We start from the raw sequence: 19,339 nt of genomic DNA, 5'->3' as shown, positions 1-19,339 counted from the left end.
ATGCGCTGAGGTTGTGAGTGTGTTGCGCCTCGCGGTAAACTGGGGTTACTGGCGAGTAACTTGGTGTCCGCGTCAACGTCCAGATCATGCGCTTTCCCGACGCTCACCTCGGCACTCCCGACGATCGTCAGCCCGCGGCTTATATGCCAGGTCTAGTAGAAGGAACCAGCAATGGGTCATTACAAGAGCAATATGCGCGACCTGCAGTTCAACCTCTTCGACGTGTTCGAACTCGACAAGGTCCTCGAGTCCGGAGAGTTCGGCGATCTCGACCACGAGACCGCTGTCGACATGCTCCGCGAGGTGAAGAACCTGGCAGAGGGCGTCATCGCCGATTCGTTCGCCGAGGGCGACCGCAATCCCCCGACCTTCGACCCCGAGACGCACAGCGTCACGATCCCCGAGGCGTTCAAGAAGTCGTACAACGCCTACATCGAGGCCGGCTGGGACAAGGTCGGTCTGCACGAGGACCTCGGCGGCATGCCCGCTCCGCGTTCGCTGTACTGGGCGCTCGGCGAGATGATCCTCGGCGCCAACCCCGCGCTGTTCATGTACTCCGCGGGCGCAGGATTCTCGGAGATCTTCTACGACAACGGCACCGACGAGCAGAAGAAGTGGGCGCAGATCTGCGCCGAGCGCGGCTGGGGCGCCACCATGGTGCTGACCGAGCCCGACGCCGGATCGGATGTCGGCGCAGGCCGCACCAAGGCAACGGAGCAGGAAGACGGCACCTGGCACATCGACGGTGTGAAGCGCTTCATCACCTCGGGCGATCAGGACATGACCGAGAACCTCTTCCACCTGGTACTCGCTCGCCCCGAGGGCGCGGGCCCCGGCACCAAGGGCCTCTCGCTGTTCTTCGTTCCGAAGTTCCACTTCGACCACGAGACCGGCGAGCTCGGTGAGCGCAACGGCGTCTTCGTCACCAACGTCGAGCACAAGATGGGCCTGAAGGTCTCGGCCACGTGTGAGGTCACCTTCGGTCAGCACGGCGTTCCGGCCAAGGGCTGGCTCGTCGGCGAGGTCCACAAGGGCATTGCGCAGATGTTCGACGTCATCGAGCACGCTCGAATGATGGTGGGCACCAAGGCGATCTCGACCCTATCGACCGGTTACCTCAACGCACTCGACTACGCCAAGGAGCGTGTCCAGGGTGCCGACATGACCCAGATGACCGACAAGACCGCTCCGCGCGTGACCATCACGCATCACCCGGACGTGCGTCGTGCGCTGATGACCCAGAAGGCATACGCAGAGGGTCTGCGCGCCGTGTACCTGTACACCGCGTCGCACCAGGACGAGGCTGCTGCCCAGATCGTCTCCGGCGCCGATGCCGCCATGGCTCACCGCGTCAACGACCTGCTCCTGCCGATCGTCAAGGGCGTCGGCTCCGAGCGCGCCTACGGCACGCTGACCGAGTCGCTGCAGACCTACGGCGGCTCCGGCTTCCTGCAGGACTACCCGGTCGAGCAGTACATCCGTGACTCGAAGATCGACTCGCTCTACGAGGGCACCACGGCCATCCAGGCGCAGGACTTCTTCTTCCGCAAGATCATTCGCGACAAGGGCCAGGCTCTCGCACACGTCGCGGGCCAGATCCAGACGTTCATCGACTCGGAGGCCGGCAACGGTCGCCTCAAGACCGAGCGCGCGCTGCTGAAGACCGCACTCGAGGACGTGCAGTCGATGACCGCAACGCTGACCGGCTACCTCATGGGTGCGCAGGAAGACGCGACGCAGCTCTACAAGGTCGGCCTCGGCTCGGTGCGCTACCTCATGGCCGTCGGCGATCTGCTCATCGGCTGGCTGCTGCTCAAGCAGGCCGAGGTCGCACTGACCAAGCTCGACGAGGGTGCCGCCGATGGCGACAAGGCGTTCTACGACGGCAAGGTCGCGGTTGCGAGCTTCTTCGCCAAGAACATGCTGCCGCTGCTGACCTCGGTCCGCGGCGTCGTCGAGAACATCGACAACGACGTGATGGAGCTCGACGAAGCGGCTTTCTGATCCGCTGATCGACAAGCGTCACAAACCAATACTGCGGCCCCGCAACCGGATTCGGTTGCGGGGCCGCGGTATTTGTCCTGGGGCTTTTCCGGCCGGTCGGCCAGCACCGCTGCAGACAGGGCCTGAATGTGTGTTGAATCGAAGGATGTGGGTGCTGCAGCACCCACTTTTATCGATTGGACACACATTCTCCAGATCCGAGTAGCAGCCGGCACCCGGCAACGCCGCGGATCGATCAGTCCGCGTGGAGTTCAGCCGGCCTCACCGAGTCGTCGAATCAGACCGTTGTTGCCCGCGCGCATCATGTGAGAGTGGTTGAGCGCCAACAGCGGACGACACGCTGTCAGTAGCCAGGCGGGGGTCTTCTTGCGGAGCAACACTTCCTGAGTGAAGTCTGCGGTGGTGATGTCGTATGTCTGCGACACACACCACTGACTCCAGCCGACGAGATCACCGGTAAGGGTCGCGCGGAGGATTCCGCGTCGGGGGTCGCGAACTTCTTCGACCGCACTGACGTACAACGACATCGGGAGAAGCGAACGCAGCCTCGCAGTGCCCGACCGTTCGTCGACGCGGTGGACGTCGTGAACCTGCGGCCACCACGTCGGGTAGGCATCGGCGTCGGCCAACGCGTCGAAGACCGCCGTTCGGGCGAAGGGCAGACGCCAGCGACTCGTCATCCGGAAGAAGCGCGGATCGCCCACGGGTCCAGTGTGATCCGCGCACACTGCATCGGCCAGGGCTGACACCAGCTCGAGACGCGAGAACTCCCACCGCCGACTCGTGCGGTGGGAGTTCTCGCCCTGTGAGAGTGGTCCGGGGTGACCCCGACGCCGTCTACTACTTCGGTGGCATCCGGATGCCGCCGTCGACGCGGACGACCTCGGCGTTCATGTAAGAGTTGCTGACCAATTCGATGACCATCGAGGCGAGCTCGTCCGGTTCGCCGAGTCGCTTCGGGAACAGGACGTTCTTGCCGAGGTTGGCCTTGAATGCCTCGGAGTCGGGGCCCGAGCCGTAGATCGGGGTGTCGATCAGGCCGGGAGCCACGGTGTTGACGCGGATGCCGACAGCCGACAGGTCGCGTGCGACCGGGAGCGTCATGCCCACGACGCCACCCTTCGACGACGAGTAGGCGGCCTGACCGATCTGGCCGTCGAATGCCGCGACACTGGCCATGGAGACGATCGCGCCGCGCTCACCGGTCTCGGTGGGCTCGAGGCGGCTCATCGCGGTGGCCGCGAGACGAATGGCGTCGAAGGTGCCGATCAGGTTGATCGCGATGACCTTCTTGTATGCGTCGAGGTTGTGCGCCGACGCGAACTCGCCGTCCTTGCCGACGGTGCGCTGCGCCCAGCCGATGCCCGCCGAGTTGACCAGCACGCGGAGCGGGCCGAGCTCGCTCGCCTGGTTGACAGCGGTTTCGATCTCGGCGGTGTCGGTGACGTCGACCGAGACGAACTCGCCGCCCACTTCCTTGGCCAGCAGTCCACCCTTGTCGGCGTTGAGGTCGGCGACGACGACCTTCGCGCCCTTGGCAGCCAACTGGCGAACCACTGCGGCGCCGATGCCCGACGCCCCACCCGTCACGATTGCACTTGCTCCGTTGATATCCACGTCGACAGCCTACGACGTACTGTGTCGCGGATAACAGTGGGGCCGAGCGATCGCTCGGGAGCGCGGATCCTCAGAGGTTCACGGCGCCCGATCGGTGAACATCGCGACGAGACGGTCGCGTCGCTGGGAGACCAGCGCGGGATCGAGGCGGTGCTGACGCGCGAGCGTGCACATGCCGTGCAGGGATGACCACAGCAACTCGGCGTTGACACCGACGTCTGGTTCATCCGCGCCCAGCGCGCGCAGGAACGGCGCGAACGCATCACGCATGACCTCCGGGGTGTCGTCGGCAGCGAACGTGACACCGACAGGTAACGCGAACATCGCCTCGTAGGTGGCCGGATGCTTCTCGGCGAAGGCGACATAGCAGTCCACCAGCGCCGCGACCGGCTCGTCGACGTTGGCAAGCGCAGCGTCAGCGGCGCGCGCAAACTCTGAAAATCCCTGCAGCGCAACGGCAGTCACGATCCCGTCGCGACCGTCGGGAAAGTGCTGATACAGGACGGGCGGGGTGTATTCGATCTCGTCGGCGAGCCGCCGCGTCGTGACCGCTGCCCATCCCTCGCGTTCGGCGAGCGTCCGCGCTGCGTCGATCACCTTCTCGTGCCGAGCTGCCCGCTCACGTGCACGCCGTTCCTGAGCACCCATGGCTTCAATTTATCATCGTCATCCGAAACTGTCATTGATATGTACATCTATCGCTGTTAGATTCATGACAGGTCGTCGGAATAGGCACCCCATCAGGAGCAGGTCATGAGTTCAGCAATCATCCAGATCGTCGCCGGGATCTCGATCCTCACCAACGCGATCATCTACGGCATCGACGTCTTCGGTGGCGTCATCATGAAGTCGGTGCTTGCCAAGCTCGACGATGCGACGATGACGTCCGTCGCAGGCTGGGGCCACTACTTCGGCGACCGACGGCTGCCCGTCGCCGGCATCACCGGCCTGGTGAGTGCTGTTGTCGCATCAGTGATTTCGCTGATCACTGCTCACTACGCCGCCGCAGTCGCAACGCTCGTCGCCACCATCGCATTGGTGCTGTGGCTGGGCCTCTACGCAACTGCGGCCAAGCCGATCAACACCCTGCAGAAGGCGGCCGCACTGGGCGGAACCCTGCCCGACGACGCTCGCGAACTCCAAACCCGTTGGGATTCCCTGCTTCCGGCGCGCATCTCACTGCAGACGACAGCACTCGTCGCGCTCGTGGTCGCCGTAGCCCTGGCGTGAAATTCCTGGCGCGAGATACCCGGCGCGAGATGCCCAGTCGACGGTCTCGAGCGCCCAGTCGGCAGTCTCGAGCGCACGGTCGACGGTCAGACGCAGCGGACGATCGGCTCGGGGTCGTACTTCACCGTGCGGGTGTGCCTGCTGATCTCGGCGCCGGTGGCGGCGTCGGAGATGACCCGCGTGTTCGACGTCGTGAAGCCGCGAATCCCGTTGTCGGCCAAGCAGTCGTCGCCGCGCGGCAACTCCACCACCGAGGGTGAGGTGTAGGCGTAGCGGTCGCCGGTGATCGACTCGACGTCGACCGTCTTGGTGCTCCACATGCGTACGGTCACACCCGAGGTCGTCCAGCCGGTCTCGATCAGGATTCCGTGGCGGGTGTTGTTTCGGAAGACGAGGTCGATCGCGCCTTCGAAGACTGTCGCCTCACGCGCCTCCGGATAACGCGAGATGTAGTAGCTGTGCTCGGTGTGGTCGACGTCTTCGAGGCCTGCGAAGTACGACGCGTTGTACAGCGTCGTCGCGAACTGCGAAATCCCACCGCCGACCGCTTTCGACGGCCTGCCGTGATCGATGATCGTCGACGTCACGTAGCCCTGCGCCTCACCGCGTGGACCGGTGTAGGAGTTGAGCGAGAACGTCTCGCCCGGCAGCACCACGGCACCGTCGACCTGCTCGGCCACCAGCCTGATGTTCTCGCCCGACGCCGACGAGAAGCCGCCCGTGGTGAACTCCGAGACCACTTCCTTCACACCGAGACTCTTGGCCTTGTCGGTCGTCACCTTCGGTGTGCGCACCAGGTAGGTGGCGCTCACCGTGTCGGGCCGATCGTCGGCCAGCGCGGCGTCGACGATGGTCTGTGTCGTCTTTCGCCAGTCGATCCGTGCGCCGTCGCGGGCGGGCACCACCTGCGGGCTGCCGCCGCTCAACCGGAACGTCGCGCTGACGGGTGCTCGCTCGGTACGGCCCAGGTCTGCGCCCACACGTTTGGACACCGCCTTCTCGTCGGCGCGGACTACGAGTCCACCGCGACCGTCGGCCACAAAGCGCAGCACTGCGCCCAGATCGTCGGGGCTCAACCGCGTCCGCGCCCCGTCGGTTCCCGTGACGGCCAGCGACGCCGACGTCGCGCGGGTGGCCGGGCCGTCGACTGTTCGACGCACCGTGTCGGCCGACACCGTCGGCGAGAACGGCTCCATGGGGAGATCGATCGGACCGGTGTCGTCGAGCCAATGGTCGGCCAACTCGTCGGCAGCACCCTCGCGCACGACGCGGAGCCCCTTGCTCGGCATCTCCGCGACCGGAGTGGCACCGCGGTAACGAACACCACCCTCGACGGCGGCCTTCTCCAGATCGGCCTTGCGCGCATCGAGCGTCGCGTTCAAGCGCGCCCGATCGACGTCGACGACCGGTTCGACGTCGCGTGTGCGTCCGAACAACGACGCCACGCGGTCGAAGAGGCTGCGCGGTTGCCGCATCAGACGCTCGGCGGTCGCATCGGCGTCGAAGGTGAGTCCGAGTTCGTGCGGCGCCACCACCGCGGTCCCCGACGGGGTCCTGACGGTGACGGGCTGCGCGGCTCGCTTCTGTAATTGCGTGAGCGACGGGGTCAACTGCGTGCGTGAGAGGTTGCCGACGTCGAGGCCCGCTGTGGTCGCGCCACGCGCCGAATGTGAGTTCGTGACGACCAGATCGACGGCCAAAACCAGCGATGTGAGAAGCACCACACCCGTGATCAGCCGCGCCCCCATACGTCGTCGACGTGCGGAGGCGGGGAACACTTTGTCAGTCATACAGGACATTTCAGACGCGGGCGAGGTGGGCTCCGCTGACTCCATCAGGTCTCACTCTGCAGATGAGAGCATCTGACCTGGGAAAAGCAGGCGCTCCGGATGAGCTGTCGGGTCGGGGGTCTGACAGCTCAACCGGAGCTAACACGTATATCTACCCTGCATTCCGATTCGTTACATCTCGGTTGGAAAACCTTTGACGAATCTGACGGGAGGGGAGACTCGATCGATCGGGGAAGAACTCAGCCCTCGATGATCGCGGTGACGCCCTGGCCGCCCGCGGCGCAGATCGAGATGAGTGCACGACCGCCACCGTTGGCCTTGATCTGCTTGGCGGCCTGAGCCACGATCCGACCACCGGTCGCCGCGAACGGATGGCCCGCAGCCAGCGAGGAGCCGTTGACGTTGAGCTTGCTGCGGTCGATCGAGCCGAGCGCGGAGTCGAGCCCGAGGCGCTCCTTGCAGTACTCCTCGCTCTCGAACGCCTGCAGCGTCGCGAGCACGACCGACGCGAACGCCTCGTGGATCTCGTAGAAGTCGAAGTCCTGCAGCGTCAGGCCATTGCGCTTGAGCAGACGCGGGATCGCGTAGGTGGGAGCCATGAGCAGTCCGTCGGGACCGTTGACGTAGTCGACGGCCGCTGTCTCGGAGTCGACGAAGTAGGCCAGCACCGGCAGGCCCTTCTCCTGTGCCCACTCGTCGGACGACAGCAGCACGGTCGACGCACCGTCGGTGAGCGGCGTCGAGTTACCCGCGGTCATCGTGGCGTCGCCCAGCGAGACACCGAAGACCGGCTTGAGCTTGGCGAGCTTCTCGACGGTCGAGTCGCCGCGCAGGTTCTGGTCGCGGATCAGGCCCTGGTACGGGGTGATGAGGTCGTCGAAGAAGCCCGCGTCGTACGCGGCTGCCATCTTCTGGTGGCTCGCCGCGGCCAGTTCGTCCTGGTCGGCGCGCTTGATGCCGAATTCCTTGGCGGTGATGGCCGCGTGCTCGCCCATCGACATGCCGGTGCGCGGCTCGCCGTTCTTGGGGATCTCGATACCCAGATTGGGCAGCGCCTTCAGAATCCCGAGCACCTGGTCCTTGGGCGACCGCGCACGGTTGACCTCCAGCAGCGACAGACGAAGGTCCTCGGAGACACCGATCGGGGCGTCGGACGTGGTGTCGACGCCGCCACCGACGGCGACGTCGTATCGTCCGCGCGCGATGCCGTCCGCGACAGCGGTGATCGCCTGCAGACCGGTGCCGCACGCCTGCTGGATGTCGAAGGCGGGGGTGTACGGCGACAGCGGCGAGCCGAGCACACATTCGCGGATGAGATTGAAATCACGAGAGTGCTTGAGGACCGCACCGCCCGCGACCATGCCGAGGCGCTCACCCTGGAGGTTGAAGCGGCCGACCAGGCCATCGATGGCCGCGGTGAACATGTCTTGGTTGCCGACCTTGGCGTATGCCTTGTCCTGACGCGCGAACGGAATGCGGTTGCCGCCGAGGATCGCGACCGGACGCTCGTCGCGAGTCTTGGGTGTGTAAGCCACTTGGATCTCCCAGGGATGAGGGTTGACACTTATAGCGTATTCTTACTCCAGAGTAAGTTAGTTGTCGAACTGCTTCGGACCCCGGGTCCGTCGACTACCCGACAACCGACTCATCGATTCACCTGCACATGAGCCGCACATCACGATCAGAGGAGATTCACGTGGCTTCCAACGGAACCGCCGGTCTGTATTCGAGTTTTGTCCATTCCGGCCCCGGATCGTTCATTGCCAAGCAGGCAGGACTCCCGGTGCCCCCGACCCTGCGTCGGTACAAGCCGTCGGAGCCCCCACTTCCGGGCCCGGTGCTGCTCGGCGGCAACGGCCGACTCGTGGAGCCGATCCGCGAGATCCTCTCCACTCCTGACTACACCCTGATCCACAACGCGACCACGGGTCGCAGCGCCGACAAGTACGGCGGTCTGGTCTTCGACGCGACGGGCATCAAGAAGGCAGCCGACCTCAGCGCGCTGTACGAGTTCTTCCAGCCGGTCATGCGCTCGACGGCGGCCTGCGCGCGATTCGTCGTGCTCGGCACCACTCCCGAGCTGATCGACGACCCCGACGAGCATGTCGCCCAGCGCGCGCTGGAGGGCTTCACACGCTCGCTCGGCAAGGAACTGCTGAAGGGTTCGACCGTTCAACTCGTCTACGTCTCCCCCGACGCCAAGACCGGTGTCACGGGACTCGAGTCGACGCTGCGCTTCGTGCTCTCGGCCAAGTCGGCGTTCGTCGACGCCCAGGTGATTCGCGTCGACGCCGACGATTCGGTCGCACCGTCGAACTGGGACAAGCCGCTCGACGGCAAGGTCGCGGTTGTCACCGGTGCCGCGCGCGGCATCGGCGCGACCATCGCCGAGGTGCTGGCGCGCGACGGCGCCCACGTCATCTGCGCCGACATCCCCGCCGCCGGTGAAGCACTCGCCGAGACCGCGAACAAGGTCAACGGAACGGCATTCCCGCTCGACGTGAGCGCACCCGACGCGGGCAGCAAGCTCGCCGAGCACGCACTCGAGCGTCACGGCGGTATCGACATCATCGTCAACAACGCCGGAATCACCCGCGACAAGCTGCTCGCCAACATGGATGAGGGCCGCTGGAACTCGGTGATCTCGGTCAATCTCGTTGCGCCGCAGTCACTTGTCAACGCGCTCGTCGAGAAGGATGCGTTGCGCTCGGGCGGTGCGGTCGTCGACGTCAGCTCCATCGCGGGCATCGCGGGCAACCGCGGCCAGACCAACTACGGCGCGTCGAAGGCCGGTGTCATCGGCCTCGTCGACGCGTACTCGCCGATTCTCAAGAAGAAGGGCATCACCATCAACGCGGTGGCACCGGGCTTCATCGAGACCAAGATGACCGCGGCGATTCCGCTCGCCACCCGTGAGGCCGGACGACTGATGAGCTCGCTGCAGCAGGGTGGCCAGACCGTCGACGTCGCGGAGACCGTCGCCTACTTCGCCAACCCGGCGAGCAATGCCATCACCGGCAACGTGGTTCGCGTCTGCGGCCAGGGATTCCTGGGGGCCTGATGAGCAAGACGATCACACTCGACGGCCCGCCGAGCACGCTCGACGTGTACTCGAAGGCTGTCACCGCGATGCTCCCGGTGATCGGCAAGTCGGGACCGGTGCGTCCCGATACTCCGCTACCGGACAGGCGGTATCGCCTCGAGAACGTGCGTGTCGACCCGGATCGACTGCAGGCGTACACGCTCGCGACGGGCCAGCAGTTCGGTCCGGTGCTGCCGATCACGTACCCGTTCGTGCTGCAGTTCCCGCTCGCGATGAAGATCATGACCGACGGCGACTTCCCTTTCGGCGCAGTCGGTTCGGTGCATCTGGAGAACACCGTCGAGCGGTTCCGTCCGATCGGCGTCGACGAGCCGCTGACCATCGAGACGCATGCCGAGAATCTGCGCGAACACCGCAAGGGCATTCTCGTCGACATGGTGTCGGAGTTCAGCGTCGGCACCGAGCCGGTCACGCGCCAGGTGGCGACGTTCCTCTCGCAGCAGCGCACCAGCCTGTCCGACGAACCTCGCGGCCCCGCGCCGCGTGAGCAGGCTCCGCCACCGCCGAACGCGATCCTGTCGGTTGATCTCGGCCGCATCCGCGAGTACGCCGCGGCATCGGGCGACCGCAACCCGATCCACATGAGCGACCTGAGCGCCAAGGCTTTCGGCTTCCCCAAGGCCATCGCGCACGGAATGTGGAGTGCCGCAGCGGCAATCGCCAACGTCGAGCCACAGCTGCCAGACCACGTCACCTACGCGGTGAAGTGGGGCAAGCCGATCCTGCTTCCGGCGAAGGTCAACCTCTATGTTCGACGCATCGACGGGGTCGGCGGGAAATCGTCCGGCAACTTCGACATCGCAATTCTCAACCGGCGCAAGGGATATCCGTACCTGACCGCCACCACGCGAGACGCCTGAGCAGCGCCCACCCGACACGACACCGCCGCCCGCACTCTACGAAGTGCGGGCGGCGGTGTTGTGTTCTATGTGCATCGGCTCTTGTGTATCGGCTCTTGTGTATCGGCGCCTGAAACAGCGTGCGCGCGTGGCGGTCAGGCCTGCGCGCCGGAGTCCTCGGCGTCGACGCTCCCGCCGGCCACGGTGCCGCGCCCGACGCCCTTCAGGCCACGCCAGGTGATGCCGACGAGAAGGTCGGTGGCCGTATCGATGTCGACGTCGCCCTCCGAGATGCGGTCGGCGACGGCCTCACCCGCACCGACGAGTGCCACCGCGGTGAGTTCGAAATCGATGTCGCTCGCGCCCTCCACAGTTGTCCCGCGGCGGATCAGTTCGGCGACCATGTCGGTGACACGATCGCGACTGTCCCGCACGATCTGCGCGAAGTTGGCCGTGCCGATGGCGACGCGGTAGAGCACCTTCCAGGACTGGCGGTGCTGGTCGACGTACCCCAGGAACTCACGGACCACCGTGCGGGCCTGATCACGCTGTCGCAGGGTGGGATCGAAGCCGATCGCCATCGCGTCGATGAATCTTCCGGACTCACGCGCGATGCACGCACTGAAGAGTTCGTCCTTGGAGCCGTAGTACAGGTAGAGCATCGGCTTGCTGATTTGCGCTTCTGCCGCGATCGAGTCCATCGAGGTCTCGCGGAACCCGTTCTCCGAGAACACCTTCACCGCGGCGTCGAGCATCTGTTGCTCGCGAACCGCGCGTGGGAGACGCTTGGTTCCGCCTGCCATCACTCATCTCCTCTTTGCGGCACTGCACATGTTGGGTTACCCACTAATTTTACCAGTGAGTAAGTTTGCGCGGCGGTACAACCGCCACCCTCAGCAGCGCAGCACGCCCTTCGCGCGCAGGATCCGCACGACGGACCGGTCGACGCGAGCCTGCGTGAGCGTGCCGGCGGTCACCGCGCTCTGCATCGAGTCGAGCACGGACGAGACGCGGTCGGTGGTGATCCACAGCGCGATGTCGCCGCCGGCCTTGATGGACATCAGCGCGGCCTGCTCGATCGGATAGCGCTGGCTGATGGCGGCCATACCCGACAGGTCGTCGGAGAACACGACTCCGTTGAACGCAGGACCCCCGTAGGGCTTGCCCGTTCGCAGCATGGTCATCGCACGGGGACTGATACTCGCGGGCGTCTCGGGCCCGGTGAGTCCCGGCACGATCAGGTGCCCGACCATCACACCCGCGTTGCCGGGGTTACGCAGAAGCGTCTTGTACGGCACGAGGTCGCTGGTGATCAGCGACGACAGCGGCGGTGTGCGCACCACCCCGGTGTGCGAGTCGCCCGAGCCGTGGCCGTGGCCGGGGAAGTGCTTGTAGACCGGCATGATGCCCGCGTCCTCGAGTCCCGCGGCGAAGGCGCCCGCGTACTGGGTGACGACCTGCGGATCGTTGCTGAACGAACGATCGCCGATCACCTCGTCGGCGCTCTCGTCGCTCACATCGGCGTCGGGCGCGAAGTCGACGGTGATACCGAGCCGCTTGAGCTGACCGCCGATCGACGCCGCAAGGGTGCGCACCTGGGCCGGCGTCTTGGTCTGAGCCAGCTCGCGCGCCGACGGACTGTCGATGCCGAGCGACGACAGCCGCGACACGCGGCCGCCCTCCTGGTCGACGGTCACCATCAGCGGGAATGGCTGCGAGCGCGAGAGCCGGGCGGCTGCACCGCTGGTCAGGATCGACTTGTCGGTCCAGCTTCCGACGAAGATGCCGCCGATGTGCTCACGTTGCACCACCTGCGTGGCGTCGGCAGTTCCCGTGACGCCGACGACGATGAGCTGAGCGAGCTTCTGTCGCAACGTCATTCGCGAAAGCTCGGGCGCCCCACACGCGTTGGGTGCCACTGCCGGCGACGCCGCGGGTGACGAGGCCACGCTCTGCGAAGAGGGAGTCGAGGCGTACGCCGACGTCACCGACGATCCACCACCGGACGAGCCGGTCTGGCATGCCGTCAGCGTTGCAGCGACAGCGAGCACCACACCAGCCGTCCGGACACCTGTGAAACGTCGTCGATCAAGGCGCATGTACCGAGTCTGGCATGTACGATTCCCCCATGGCTGCGGGGTCGTCACCCTCCCCCACCGGCCCACATGGCCCCGGTGGCGCTGACCAGCGCGAAAAGACCCAGCACGAGAACTCCCGCACCGGCCAGACTCTTCTGATCGCATACGACGGATCGCCCAATGCCGATCGCGCCATCCGATACGCAGCACGTTTCCTCCAGGCACGCGTCGCGCACGTCGTGACCGCGTGGGAACCCGGGGCCATGAGCGCTCCCCGTGTCTCGTCGCTGGCGGCCGGGATGCAGCCGTACCTGGACACAAGGGCAGAAATCGAAGTCGACGAGGCGCTCGAGCGGGAGGCAACCGAGACCAATGCGCGCGGCGTCGCACTCGCGACCGAGTGGGGCCTGGATGCCACGGGAACACTGGTCGAAGCGGATTCGACGGTCTGGTCGGCGCTCATCGCGGCTGCGGACTCGTTGGATGCCGACCTGCTGGTGACGGGGACTCGCGGCGCCACCGGTTTCAAGGCTCTTCTTCGGTCGTCCGTGGCAGAACGCGTCCTCAAGCACTGTCACCGTCCGGTCTTCATCGTCCCCGCCAAGTGCGAGTCGGAGCCACGCCCGGAGATCACCGTCTGAAGTCGACCGGCGAAATGGTAGTTTCGTCCGCATGCGCAACAACCGACTGATCGCCGGAGCCGTGGCTGGTATCGCCGGCATCATCGTCGGCCTGGGTGCGGTATTCCTCGGCGGAGCGATCGCGTCGGAGAACAGCCCGTCGACCGATGTCAACAACATCAACCCCAACAGCGGTTTCGTGCAGGGGTCCGTCGACTACGGCTCACGCCAGAACGCCGACGACAAGTGAGCGCACCTCGCATCGGACAATCACGCATCGAATCACGCGGCATCTGAGGTCCCCCGACCGCTCGGCTGGGAAGGCCCGCTCGGCTGGCGAAGCCCACTCGGCGGATCGCATAATGAGTCGACGCGGCGTCGGCATCGTCTTCGGTGTCGCGCTGATCGTCAGCCTCCTGCAGTCGCCGGGACGTATCTCGGCCGACACCAAACTCGACCTCACCGCTGACCCTCTCGGCTTCCTGGCACGGGCCGCTCATCTGTGGACGCCGACCGCTCCGATGGGCCAGGTACAGAACCAGGCGTACGGCTACTTCTTCCCGCATGGCGCGTTCTTTGCCGTCGGCGAGTTGGCGCACATTCCGCCGTGGATCACCCAGCGTCTGTGGTGGGCGATTCTGCTGACCGTCGGATTCGTGGGAATCGTGCGTCTCGCCGAACTGCTGCGGATCGGCTCACCGGGTTCCCGGCTTCTGGCCGCACTGGTCTTTGTGTTGAGCCCGCGAGTGTTGACGACGCTTGGCTCGATCTCGTCGGAGACACTGCCGATGATGCTCGCACCGTGGGTGTTGATCCCGGTGGTGCGGGCGCTCGACGCCGAACGGCCGTCGCCGTACCCGCTGTGGCGCGACGCGTGCCGGTCGGCGGTCGCGGTGGCGCTGATGGGTGCGGTGAACGCCGTGGCCACCCTCGCCGCGCTCGGCGTCGCCGTGGTGTGGTGGGTGATTTCGACAAGCTCAATCAGCGGGAAGGCCCACCCGCTGGTCGAGCCGGGCGCGAGCGCAGCGAGCACCCGAGTCGAGACCACTCGCGGCCTGCGCTTCGGCGTCGCGTGGGCGGGCGCGCTGGTGCTCGCGTGCGCGTGGTGGGTGGTGCCGCTGCTGATCCTGTCGCGCGTGTCGCCCCCGTTCCTCGACTTCATCGAATCCTCGCGCGTGACAACGGAATGGACGTCGCTCACTGAGGTGCTGCGCGGGACCAGCTCGTGGACGCCGTTCGTCTCGCCCGAGCGCGTGGCGGGTGCCGTGCTGACGACGCAACCCGCGGCGGTACTCGCCACCGGGACTCTCGCGGCAGCGGGACTTGCCGGACTGTGCATGCGCCGCATGCCGTTTCGAGGACGCTGGGTCACCATCCTCGTCGTCGGCCTCGTCCTGATGTGCGTGGGCTACGCGGGCGGCCTGGGGTCGCCGATCGCCGAACCGATTCGCGTCTTCCTCGACGGTCCCGGCGCCTTCCTCCGCAACATCCACAAGTTCGAGCCGTTCATCAGGATCCCGCTGGTCCTCGGGTTCGCGCATCTCCTCGCCCGCGTGCCGCTTCCGGGCACGGCGTCTGCGCGGGAGACGTTCTCCGCGTTCGCCCATCCCGAGCGTTCGCGTCCGGTCGCCGCGACGATGGTCCTCGTCGTCGCCCTGATCGGTGCGGGCTCGCTGGTCTGGACCGGGCAGTTGGCCCCGGACGGTACCTACCGCGCGATCCCCGGATACTGGCAGCAAACCGCCGACTGGCTGCGCGACCATGCCGACGGAGCTGACCCAGACGGCAACAACAACGCAGCACATCCCGATCGGGCGCTCGTGGTGCCCGGAGCCCCGTTCGCCGATCAGCTCTGGGGACTCACCCGCGACGAACCGCTCCAACCGCTGTCGACGACACCGTGGGCGGTGCGCGATGCGATACCCCTGACACCGCCGGGGGCGATCCGCGCCATGGACTCCGTACAACGCGACATCGCAGCCGGGCGCCCCTCGCCAGGACTTGCTGCGACTCTCGCGGGTCAGGGCATCGACTTCGTTGTTCTACGAGCTGATCTCGATCCGGAGACATCGCGGTCAGCCCGTCCTCTGCTAGCCCAACAGACGCTCACGGGCTCGCCCGGTTTACGCCGTGTCGCGACGTTCGGCCCGCGGGTCGGCCCACCGTCGGCGCGAGGTGTTGTGCGTGACAACGGGTTACGACCCGACATGCCCGCCATCCAGATCTTCGCGGTCGACCACAGCGGCAAATCCGACGTCGCGTCGTTCCCGGGCACCGGCCCGATACTGACGGACACGGCGTCCGCGACCCGCATCTCGGGCGGCCCGGAATCGATTGCCGCAGTGCAAGATCTGCGCGCGCGACTCGGCATGGCCCCGCTCGGCCCGTCGCTCCTCGAATCCGACGCCGTCCGCGCAGGTCTGGGCGACGCCCCACTCGTGGTCACCGACACCCCGGCCGACCGCGAAACCGACTTCGGCCGCGTCGACGACCACAGCTCTGCCATCCGGGCACCCGGCGATGCACGCAGAACCCAGAACGCCGCGCCCGACTACCCGGTCGACGGCCAGCCCCTCGTCGAGGGACAGTGGCTTCTCGACAACGCGCCGGGCGAGGTATCGGTCTCGACGTCGGGCTCGGCGTCGGACGCCACCCAGCCGGGCCAGACGTCGCCCGCGAGTTCGCCCGCCGCCGCGTTCGACGGCGACGCGTCGACGGCGTGGGCGAGTAGCGGGCTGTCGTCTGCGGTCGGGCAGTGGATGCGCATCGATTTCACCCGTCCGCGAAGCGATCTCGCCGTCCGGCTCACCACCGCGAAGGCGCTCGGCGAAGACGTGTCGTCGATTCTGGTCACCACCGAGGCGGGCACGACCGTCGCGCAGGGTGTCGAGCCGAACAAGCCGGTGACGGTGACCGTGCCCAGCGGCCCGACCCGCTGGATTCAGATCCGCGCCATCAGTACCGAGAATGGTTCTGCCGGAAACCAGTTCGCGCTCGGCGAGGTCGCACTCACCGACCTCTCGTCGGGCATACCGCTCACCATTCGCCACCGCGTGGTGCTGCCGACACTGCAGTCGGATACGAAGGTATCGAGTTGGGTCCTCTCCCAAGAACTCTCGGGCCGCTCGAGCTGCCTGCTCGACAACACCCCGGGTGACCCCGCTACCGATGTCGTGAGATGCGCTGGCGGACTAGGCCTCTCACCCGAGACGCCCGGGGTCATGACGCGCGCGCTGTCGGTGCCGCAGCCGACGACCGTCGCGCCCCTGATGGTGCTCAGGCCGAAACCGGGCGACGCACTCAACGCGCTACTTGCTCGTCCGGGAACCGTGACAGCACGCGGGCCGTCGTCGGTGTCGGATACGAGAGGCTCCGCGCAGGCCGCTGTCGACGGCGATCCGACAACCGTGTGGACCGCACGCGACGATGGCAAGGACGGTGACAAGCCCGGCCGAAAGTCCCGCCCTCGACTCGACATTTCACTGCCCACGCCGCAACGCGTCGATCGTCTACGCCTCGTGCTGCCGCGCGACTATCCCGCGGCACCGACACGCGTGTCGGTCGACCTCGGAACCGGCCCACAGGAACGCACGGTCGGAAGTGACGGCGTCGTCGAGCTGAATCCCGCAGTCACCGATCATATTTCGCTGACAGTGCTTGCACGACGAGACCTCATCGACGTCAACAGCCTTGGGTTCACAAGCGTCGCACCGACCGGGATAGCCGAGGTGAAGGTGGAACCCGCCCCGCAAGCACCCCCGCTCGACGACGAACGCCCGATCTCCGTCGGATGCGACGGCGGCGTGGGAATCACGGTGTCTGGTCAGGTAACCGGAATGAAAATCCAGACCACCGCCGGAGCACTTCGCCGGGGTGAACCGGTGATCGCGACGCCCTGCACGCCGACCATGCGTCTCGGTGCGGGCGAGCAGGAACTGTCGGCGAATCCCGGCAACGCTTTCACTGTCAACACCGTCGGACTCGACGCCGGCGGCGGCTATGGCACACCAGCGTCGTCGAACAGCACTGCTACACAGCCACATTCAAGCGAGATGCCGCGCGTCCTCACGTGGTCGTCGACGTCGCGTTCGGTACAGGTCGACGCCGCGGACGCCGCGCGGCTCCTCGTCGTTCCCGAGAGCGAGAATCCCGGATGGGTTGCGCGTCTGGGAGGCACCGGGTCGGAAAGCGCTGGGTCAGGAGGTACCGAGTTGCGGCCGGTCGTCGTGAACGGCTGGCAGCAGGGGTGGGAGGTTCCGGCCGGAGCGTCGGGAACCGTCGCTCTCGAGTTCCGCTACGACACTCCGTACCGCTGGGCGCTGCTCATCGGATTCCTCTTGCTCGCACTGCTTTTCGCGCTTGCCCTGTGGCCGATTCGCACTCGACGAGACCCCGACACGGCGCCCGAGCCGACCGTCGAGTCGTCGACGCCGCTCGCGGCGTGTGCATGTGCGGGTGTCGGCTGGCTAACCGCCTCCTGGCTACTGACGGGATGGTGGGGCCTTGCGATCTCCGTCGTCGTCGGCGCAACCGTTGCGGCACTGAGCCCGCGAGCGCGGGTGGTACTGACATTCGTCGCGATGCTGGCGGCGACGATCGGACTCGCGGCGGCGCCGTGGCACGCCGAGTCCGGATACAACGGATTCGCTTGGTGGGTTCAGCTTCCCGCGTTCGTCGCGGTCGCGAGCACCGTCTGGTCGGCACTCGTCTCTGCTGTGCCGGAGTCGTCGCGAGACGCGCTGTCCCGCTGGCTGCGCGCGGCAGGTGTCACTCCGCGGCGCCGCGCTTCCCGAGAGCGCAGCCAGTTGCGCGACGGCTCCTCGACGAACGCGTAACTCGCCGCCGAAATCCCGATACTGAGAACCGCGGTGATGATCCAGACCACCGCGGTGTGGCCGGTGAACGGGACGATCCCGAACAGCCCGAACACCACCGCGAGCACGGCCACATGCCAGATGAAGATGCCGTACGACCACCGCCCGAGCGCGAGCATCACCGGCGAGGTGAGGAACGGGAACGGTCGGTCGGACAGCCGGGACAGCACCCCCGCCCGACCATCCGAGCAGATCAGCGGCGCGAGCAGCGTGAAACCGCAGATCGCCCCCAGCGTGGTCTTCACGGCGAACTGCCACGGCTCGAGATCTCCGAGTCCCGTCGGTCCCGCGAGAGGTGTGCACGCCAGTCCATACGCGACGACGAACACGACGAGCATCAGTCTGCGTCGCGCGCCGATCACGGCGACAACCCGCGTGAAGCGAGTCGGCTGGCCCAGTTCGTCGGCACCCGCCACCTCGGCGAGCACCAATCCAGCGATGAACCACGGAAGATGCCCGACCACCCAGTTCGTCGGTTCGACGCCGTCGGGCGTCGGAAGGAGTTCGGCGATCCACCCCCAGGTCAGGCTCACCACGGCGAGCGCGACCAGCACCGGGATGCGGGCGGACACGCTGCGGCCGCGCAGCGCGAACAACGCGAATCCCAGGATCGGGAGCAGCAGGTAGAACGCGACCTCGACCGAGAGACTCCACATCTGGGTCAGGCCCGCGGTCAGCGACAGCGGGACAAACACCTGCGTGAGCGTCAGATTGGCGAACCACACCGTCGCGTCGGCGCCCTGCGCCTCGGGCAGCAAGGTCAACACGACGACCACGACGACGAGATAGGCGGGCCAGATGCGCACCACCCTGTGGCGCAGGTAGCGACGTATCGGCGGGTGCGCCGCGTGATCCGACCGGCCCGCACCCGACCAGCCGTGTGCGCTCGCCACCCACGGCCGCCACAGCAGAAACCCCGACAGCGCGAAGAACAGTGCGACGGCGAGATCGAGTCTGCCCAGGATCGGGCCGATCACGGGAAGCGCGACGGCACCCGTCTGGAACGCGACGTGCGTGGTGAGCACCCCGAGCGCAGCAACCGCGCGCATGCCCTCGAGTTGCGGAAAGAACCTGCGCGCCGGGCCACTCGACGACGAGGTGATCGGCGTCGTCGATGGCTCTGGCACCAGCCCAGGATACGGACCTTCGCGCGACGCGTATGCGGCCACCGAACCGGCACCCGA

14 protein-coding genes and 1 pseudogene are annotated in these 19,339 nt (G+C 66.5%); 7 read left to right on the top strand and 8 right to left on the bottom strand.

The window, feature by feature from the left end; genetic code table 11:
* Positions 1 to 171 precede the first annotated feature (171 nt).
* On the top strand, positions 172 to 2,004 hold the full coding sequence (locus ABW18_RS18020; protein ID WP_005209041.1) for an acyl-CoA dehydrogenase: 1,833 nt from the start codon (positions 172 to 174) through the stop codon (positions 2,002 to 2,004).
* Positions 2,005 to 2,255: 251 nt separating this feature from the next.
* On the opposite strand, the gene ABW18_RS18015 is transcribed toward ABW18_RS18020, so the two are convergent.
* The 3 genes from ABW18_RS18015 to ABW18_RS18005 form a co-directional block, all read right to left on the bottom strand.
* Positions 2,256 to 2,708, bottom strand: a complete 453-nt coding sequence (locus tag ABW18_RS18015) for an SRPBCC family protein (RefSeq protein WP_235434433.1) — start codon at positions 2,706 to 2,708, stop codon at positions 2,256 to 2,258.
* A gap of 136 nt (positions 2,709 to 2,844) precedes the next feature.
* Entirely contained in the window at positions 2,845 to 3,621 is a 777-nt protein-coding gene (locus tag ABW18_RS18010) for an SDR family NAD(P)-dependent oxidoreductase (RefSeq protein WP_049700373.1), read from the bottom strand.
* Between the two features lie 78 nt (positions 3,622 to 3,699).
* The gene (locus ABW18_RS18005; protein WP_049700372.1) at positions 3,700 to 4,269 is read right to left on the bottom strand and encodes a TetR/AcrR family transcriptional regulator; all 570 of its coding nucleotides are present in this window, start codon (positions 4,267 to 4,269) and stop codon (positions 3,700 to 3,702) included.
* Positions 4,270 to 4,374: 105 nt separating this feature from the next.
* On the opposite strand from ABW18_RS18005, the gene ABW18_RS18000 reads away from it, so the two are divergent.
* Positions 4,375 to 4,851: a hypothetical protein gene (locus ABW18_RS18000; protein ID WP_049700371.1), complete on the top strand. Its 477-nt coding sequence runs from the start codon at positions 4,375 to 4,377 to the stop codon at positions 4,849 to 4,851.
* An 86-nt stretch (positions 4,852 to 4,937) separates the two neighbouring features.
* Here ABW18_RS18000 and ABW18_RS17995 read toward each other — a convergent pair whose 3' ends face one another.
* Both ABW18_RS17995 and ABW18_RS17990 read right to left on the bottom strand, forming a co-directional pair.
* A complete protein-coding gene (locus tag ABW18_RS17995; RefSeq protein WP_235434432.1) occupies positions 4,938 to 6,641 on the bottom strand; it encodes a VanW family protein in 1,704 nt (567 codons plus the stop codon).
* Between the two features lie 239 nt (positions 6,642 to 6,880).
* On the bottom strand, positions 6,881 to 8,176 hold the full coding sequence (locus ABW18_RS17990) for an acetyl-CoA C-acetyltransferase (protein WP_049700369.1): 1,296 nt from the start codon (positions 8,174 to 8,176) through the stop codon (positions 6,881 to 6,883).
* 161 nt (positions 8,177 to 8,337) lie between these two features.
* Between ABW18_RS17990 and ABW18_RS17985 the strand changes: the two genes are divergently transcribed.
* Both ABW18_RS17985 and ABW18_RS17980 read left to right on the top strand, forming a co-directional pair.
* Complete coding sequence (locus tag ABW18_RS17985) at positions 8,338 to 9,702, top strand: 3-oxoacyl-ACP reductase (protein WP_049700470.1); 1,365 nt, start codon at positions 8,338 to 8,340, stop codon at positions 9,700 to 9,702.
* Positions 9,702 to 10,604, top strand: coding sequence for a MaoC family dehydratase (locus tag ABW18_RS17980; RefSeq protein WP_049700368.1), 903 nt, complete (start codon positions 9,702 to 9,704; stop codon positions 10,602 to 10,604). Before ABW18_RS17985 ends, ABW18_RS17980 begins: the two co-directional genes overlap by 1 nt.
* A 134-nt stretch (positions 10,605 to 10,738) precedes the next feature.
* On the opposite strand, the gene ABW18_RS17975 is transcribed toward ABW18_RS17980, so the two are convergent.
* Both ABW18_RS17975 and ABW18_RS17970 read right to left on the bottom strand, forming a co-directional pair.
* The gene (locus tag ABW18_RS17975) at positions 10,739 to 11,386 is read right to left on the bottom strand and encodes a TetR/AcrR family transcriptional regulator (protein ID WP_049700367.1); all 648 of its coding nucleotides are present in this window, start codon (positions 11,384 to 11,386) and stop codon (positions 10,739 to 10,741) included.
* 90 nt (positions 11,387 to 11,476) lie between these two features.
* Positions 11,477 to 12,682 carry a glycoside hydrolase family 3 N-terminal domain-containing protein gene (locus ABW18_RS17970; protein WP_200903284.1) on the bottom strand — a complete coding sequence of 402 codons (1,206 nt, stop codon included), beginning with the start codon at positions 12,680 to 12,682 and terminating at the stop codon, positions 11,477 to 11,479.
* Between the two features lie 14 nt (positions 12,683 to 12,696).
* On the opposite strand from ABW18_RS17970, the gene ABW18_RS17965 reads away from it, so the two are divergent.
* The 3 genes from ABW18_RS17965 (at position 12,697) to ABW18_RS23510 (ending at position 18,116) form a co-directional block, all read left to right on the top strand.
* A complete protein-coding gene (locus tag ABW18_RS17965; RefSeq protein ID WP_049700366.1) occupies positions 12,697 to 13,302 on the top strand; it encodes a universal stress protein in 606 nt (201 codons plus the stop codon).
* Positions 13,303 to 13,333: 31 nt separating this feature from the next.
* Positions 13,334 to 13,531 carry a DUF2613 domain-containing protein gene (locus ABW18_RS17960; protein ID WP_005205438.1) on the top strand — a complete coding sequence of 66 codons (198 nt, stop codon included), beginning with the start codon at positions 13,334 to 13,336 and terminating at the stop codon, positions 13,529 to 13,531.
* Between the two features lie 112 nt (positions 13,532 to 13,643).
* Positions 13,644 to 18,116, top strand: coding sequence for an alpha-(1->3)-arabinofuranosyltransferase (locus ABW18_RS23510; protein WP_049700365.1), 4,473 nt, complete (start codon positions 13,644 to 13,646; stop codon positions 18,114 to 18,116).
* Between the two features lie 14 nt (positions 18,117 to 18,130).
* On the opposite strand, the pseudogene ABW18_RS22540 reads toward ABW18_RS23510, so the two are convergent.
* A pseudogene (locus ABW18_RS22540) lies at positions 18,131 to 19,204 on the bottom strand (acyltransferase family protein); the annotation flags it as partial.
* Positions 19,205 to 19,339: the final 135 nt, after the last annotated feature.

The organism is Gordonia jacobaea (genome assembly GCF_001186365.1).
Classification (GTDB): domain Bacteria; phylum Actinomycetota; class Actinomycetes; order Mycobacteriales; family Mycobacteriaceae; genus Gordonia; species Gordonia jacobaea.
Note: the sequence above shows the minus strand (reverse complement) of the source record. Positions and strands in the feature narration are given on the sequence as shown.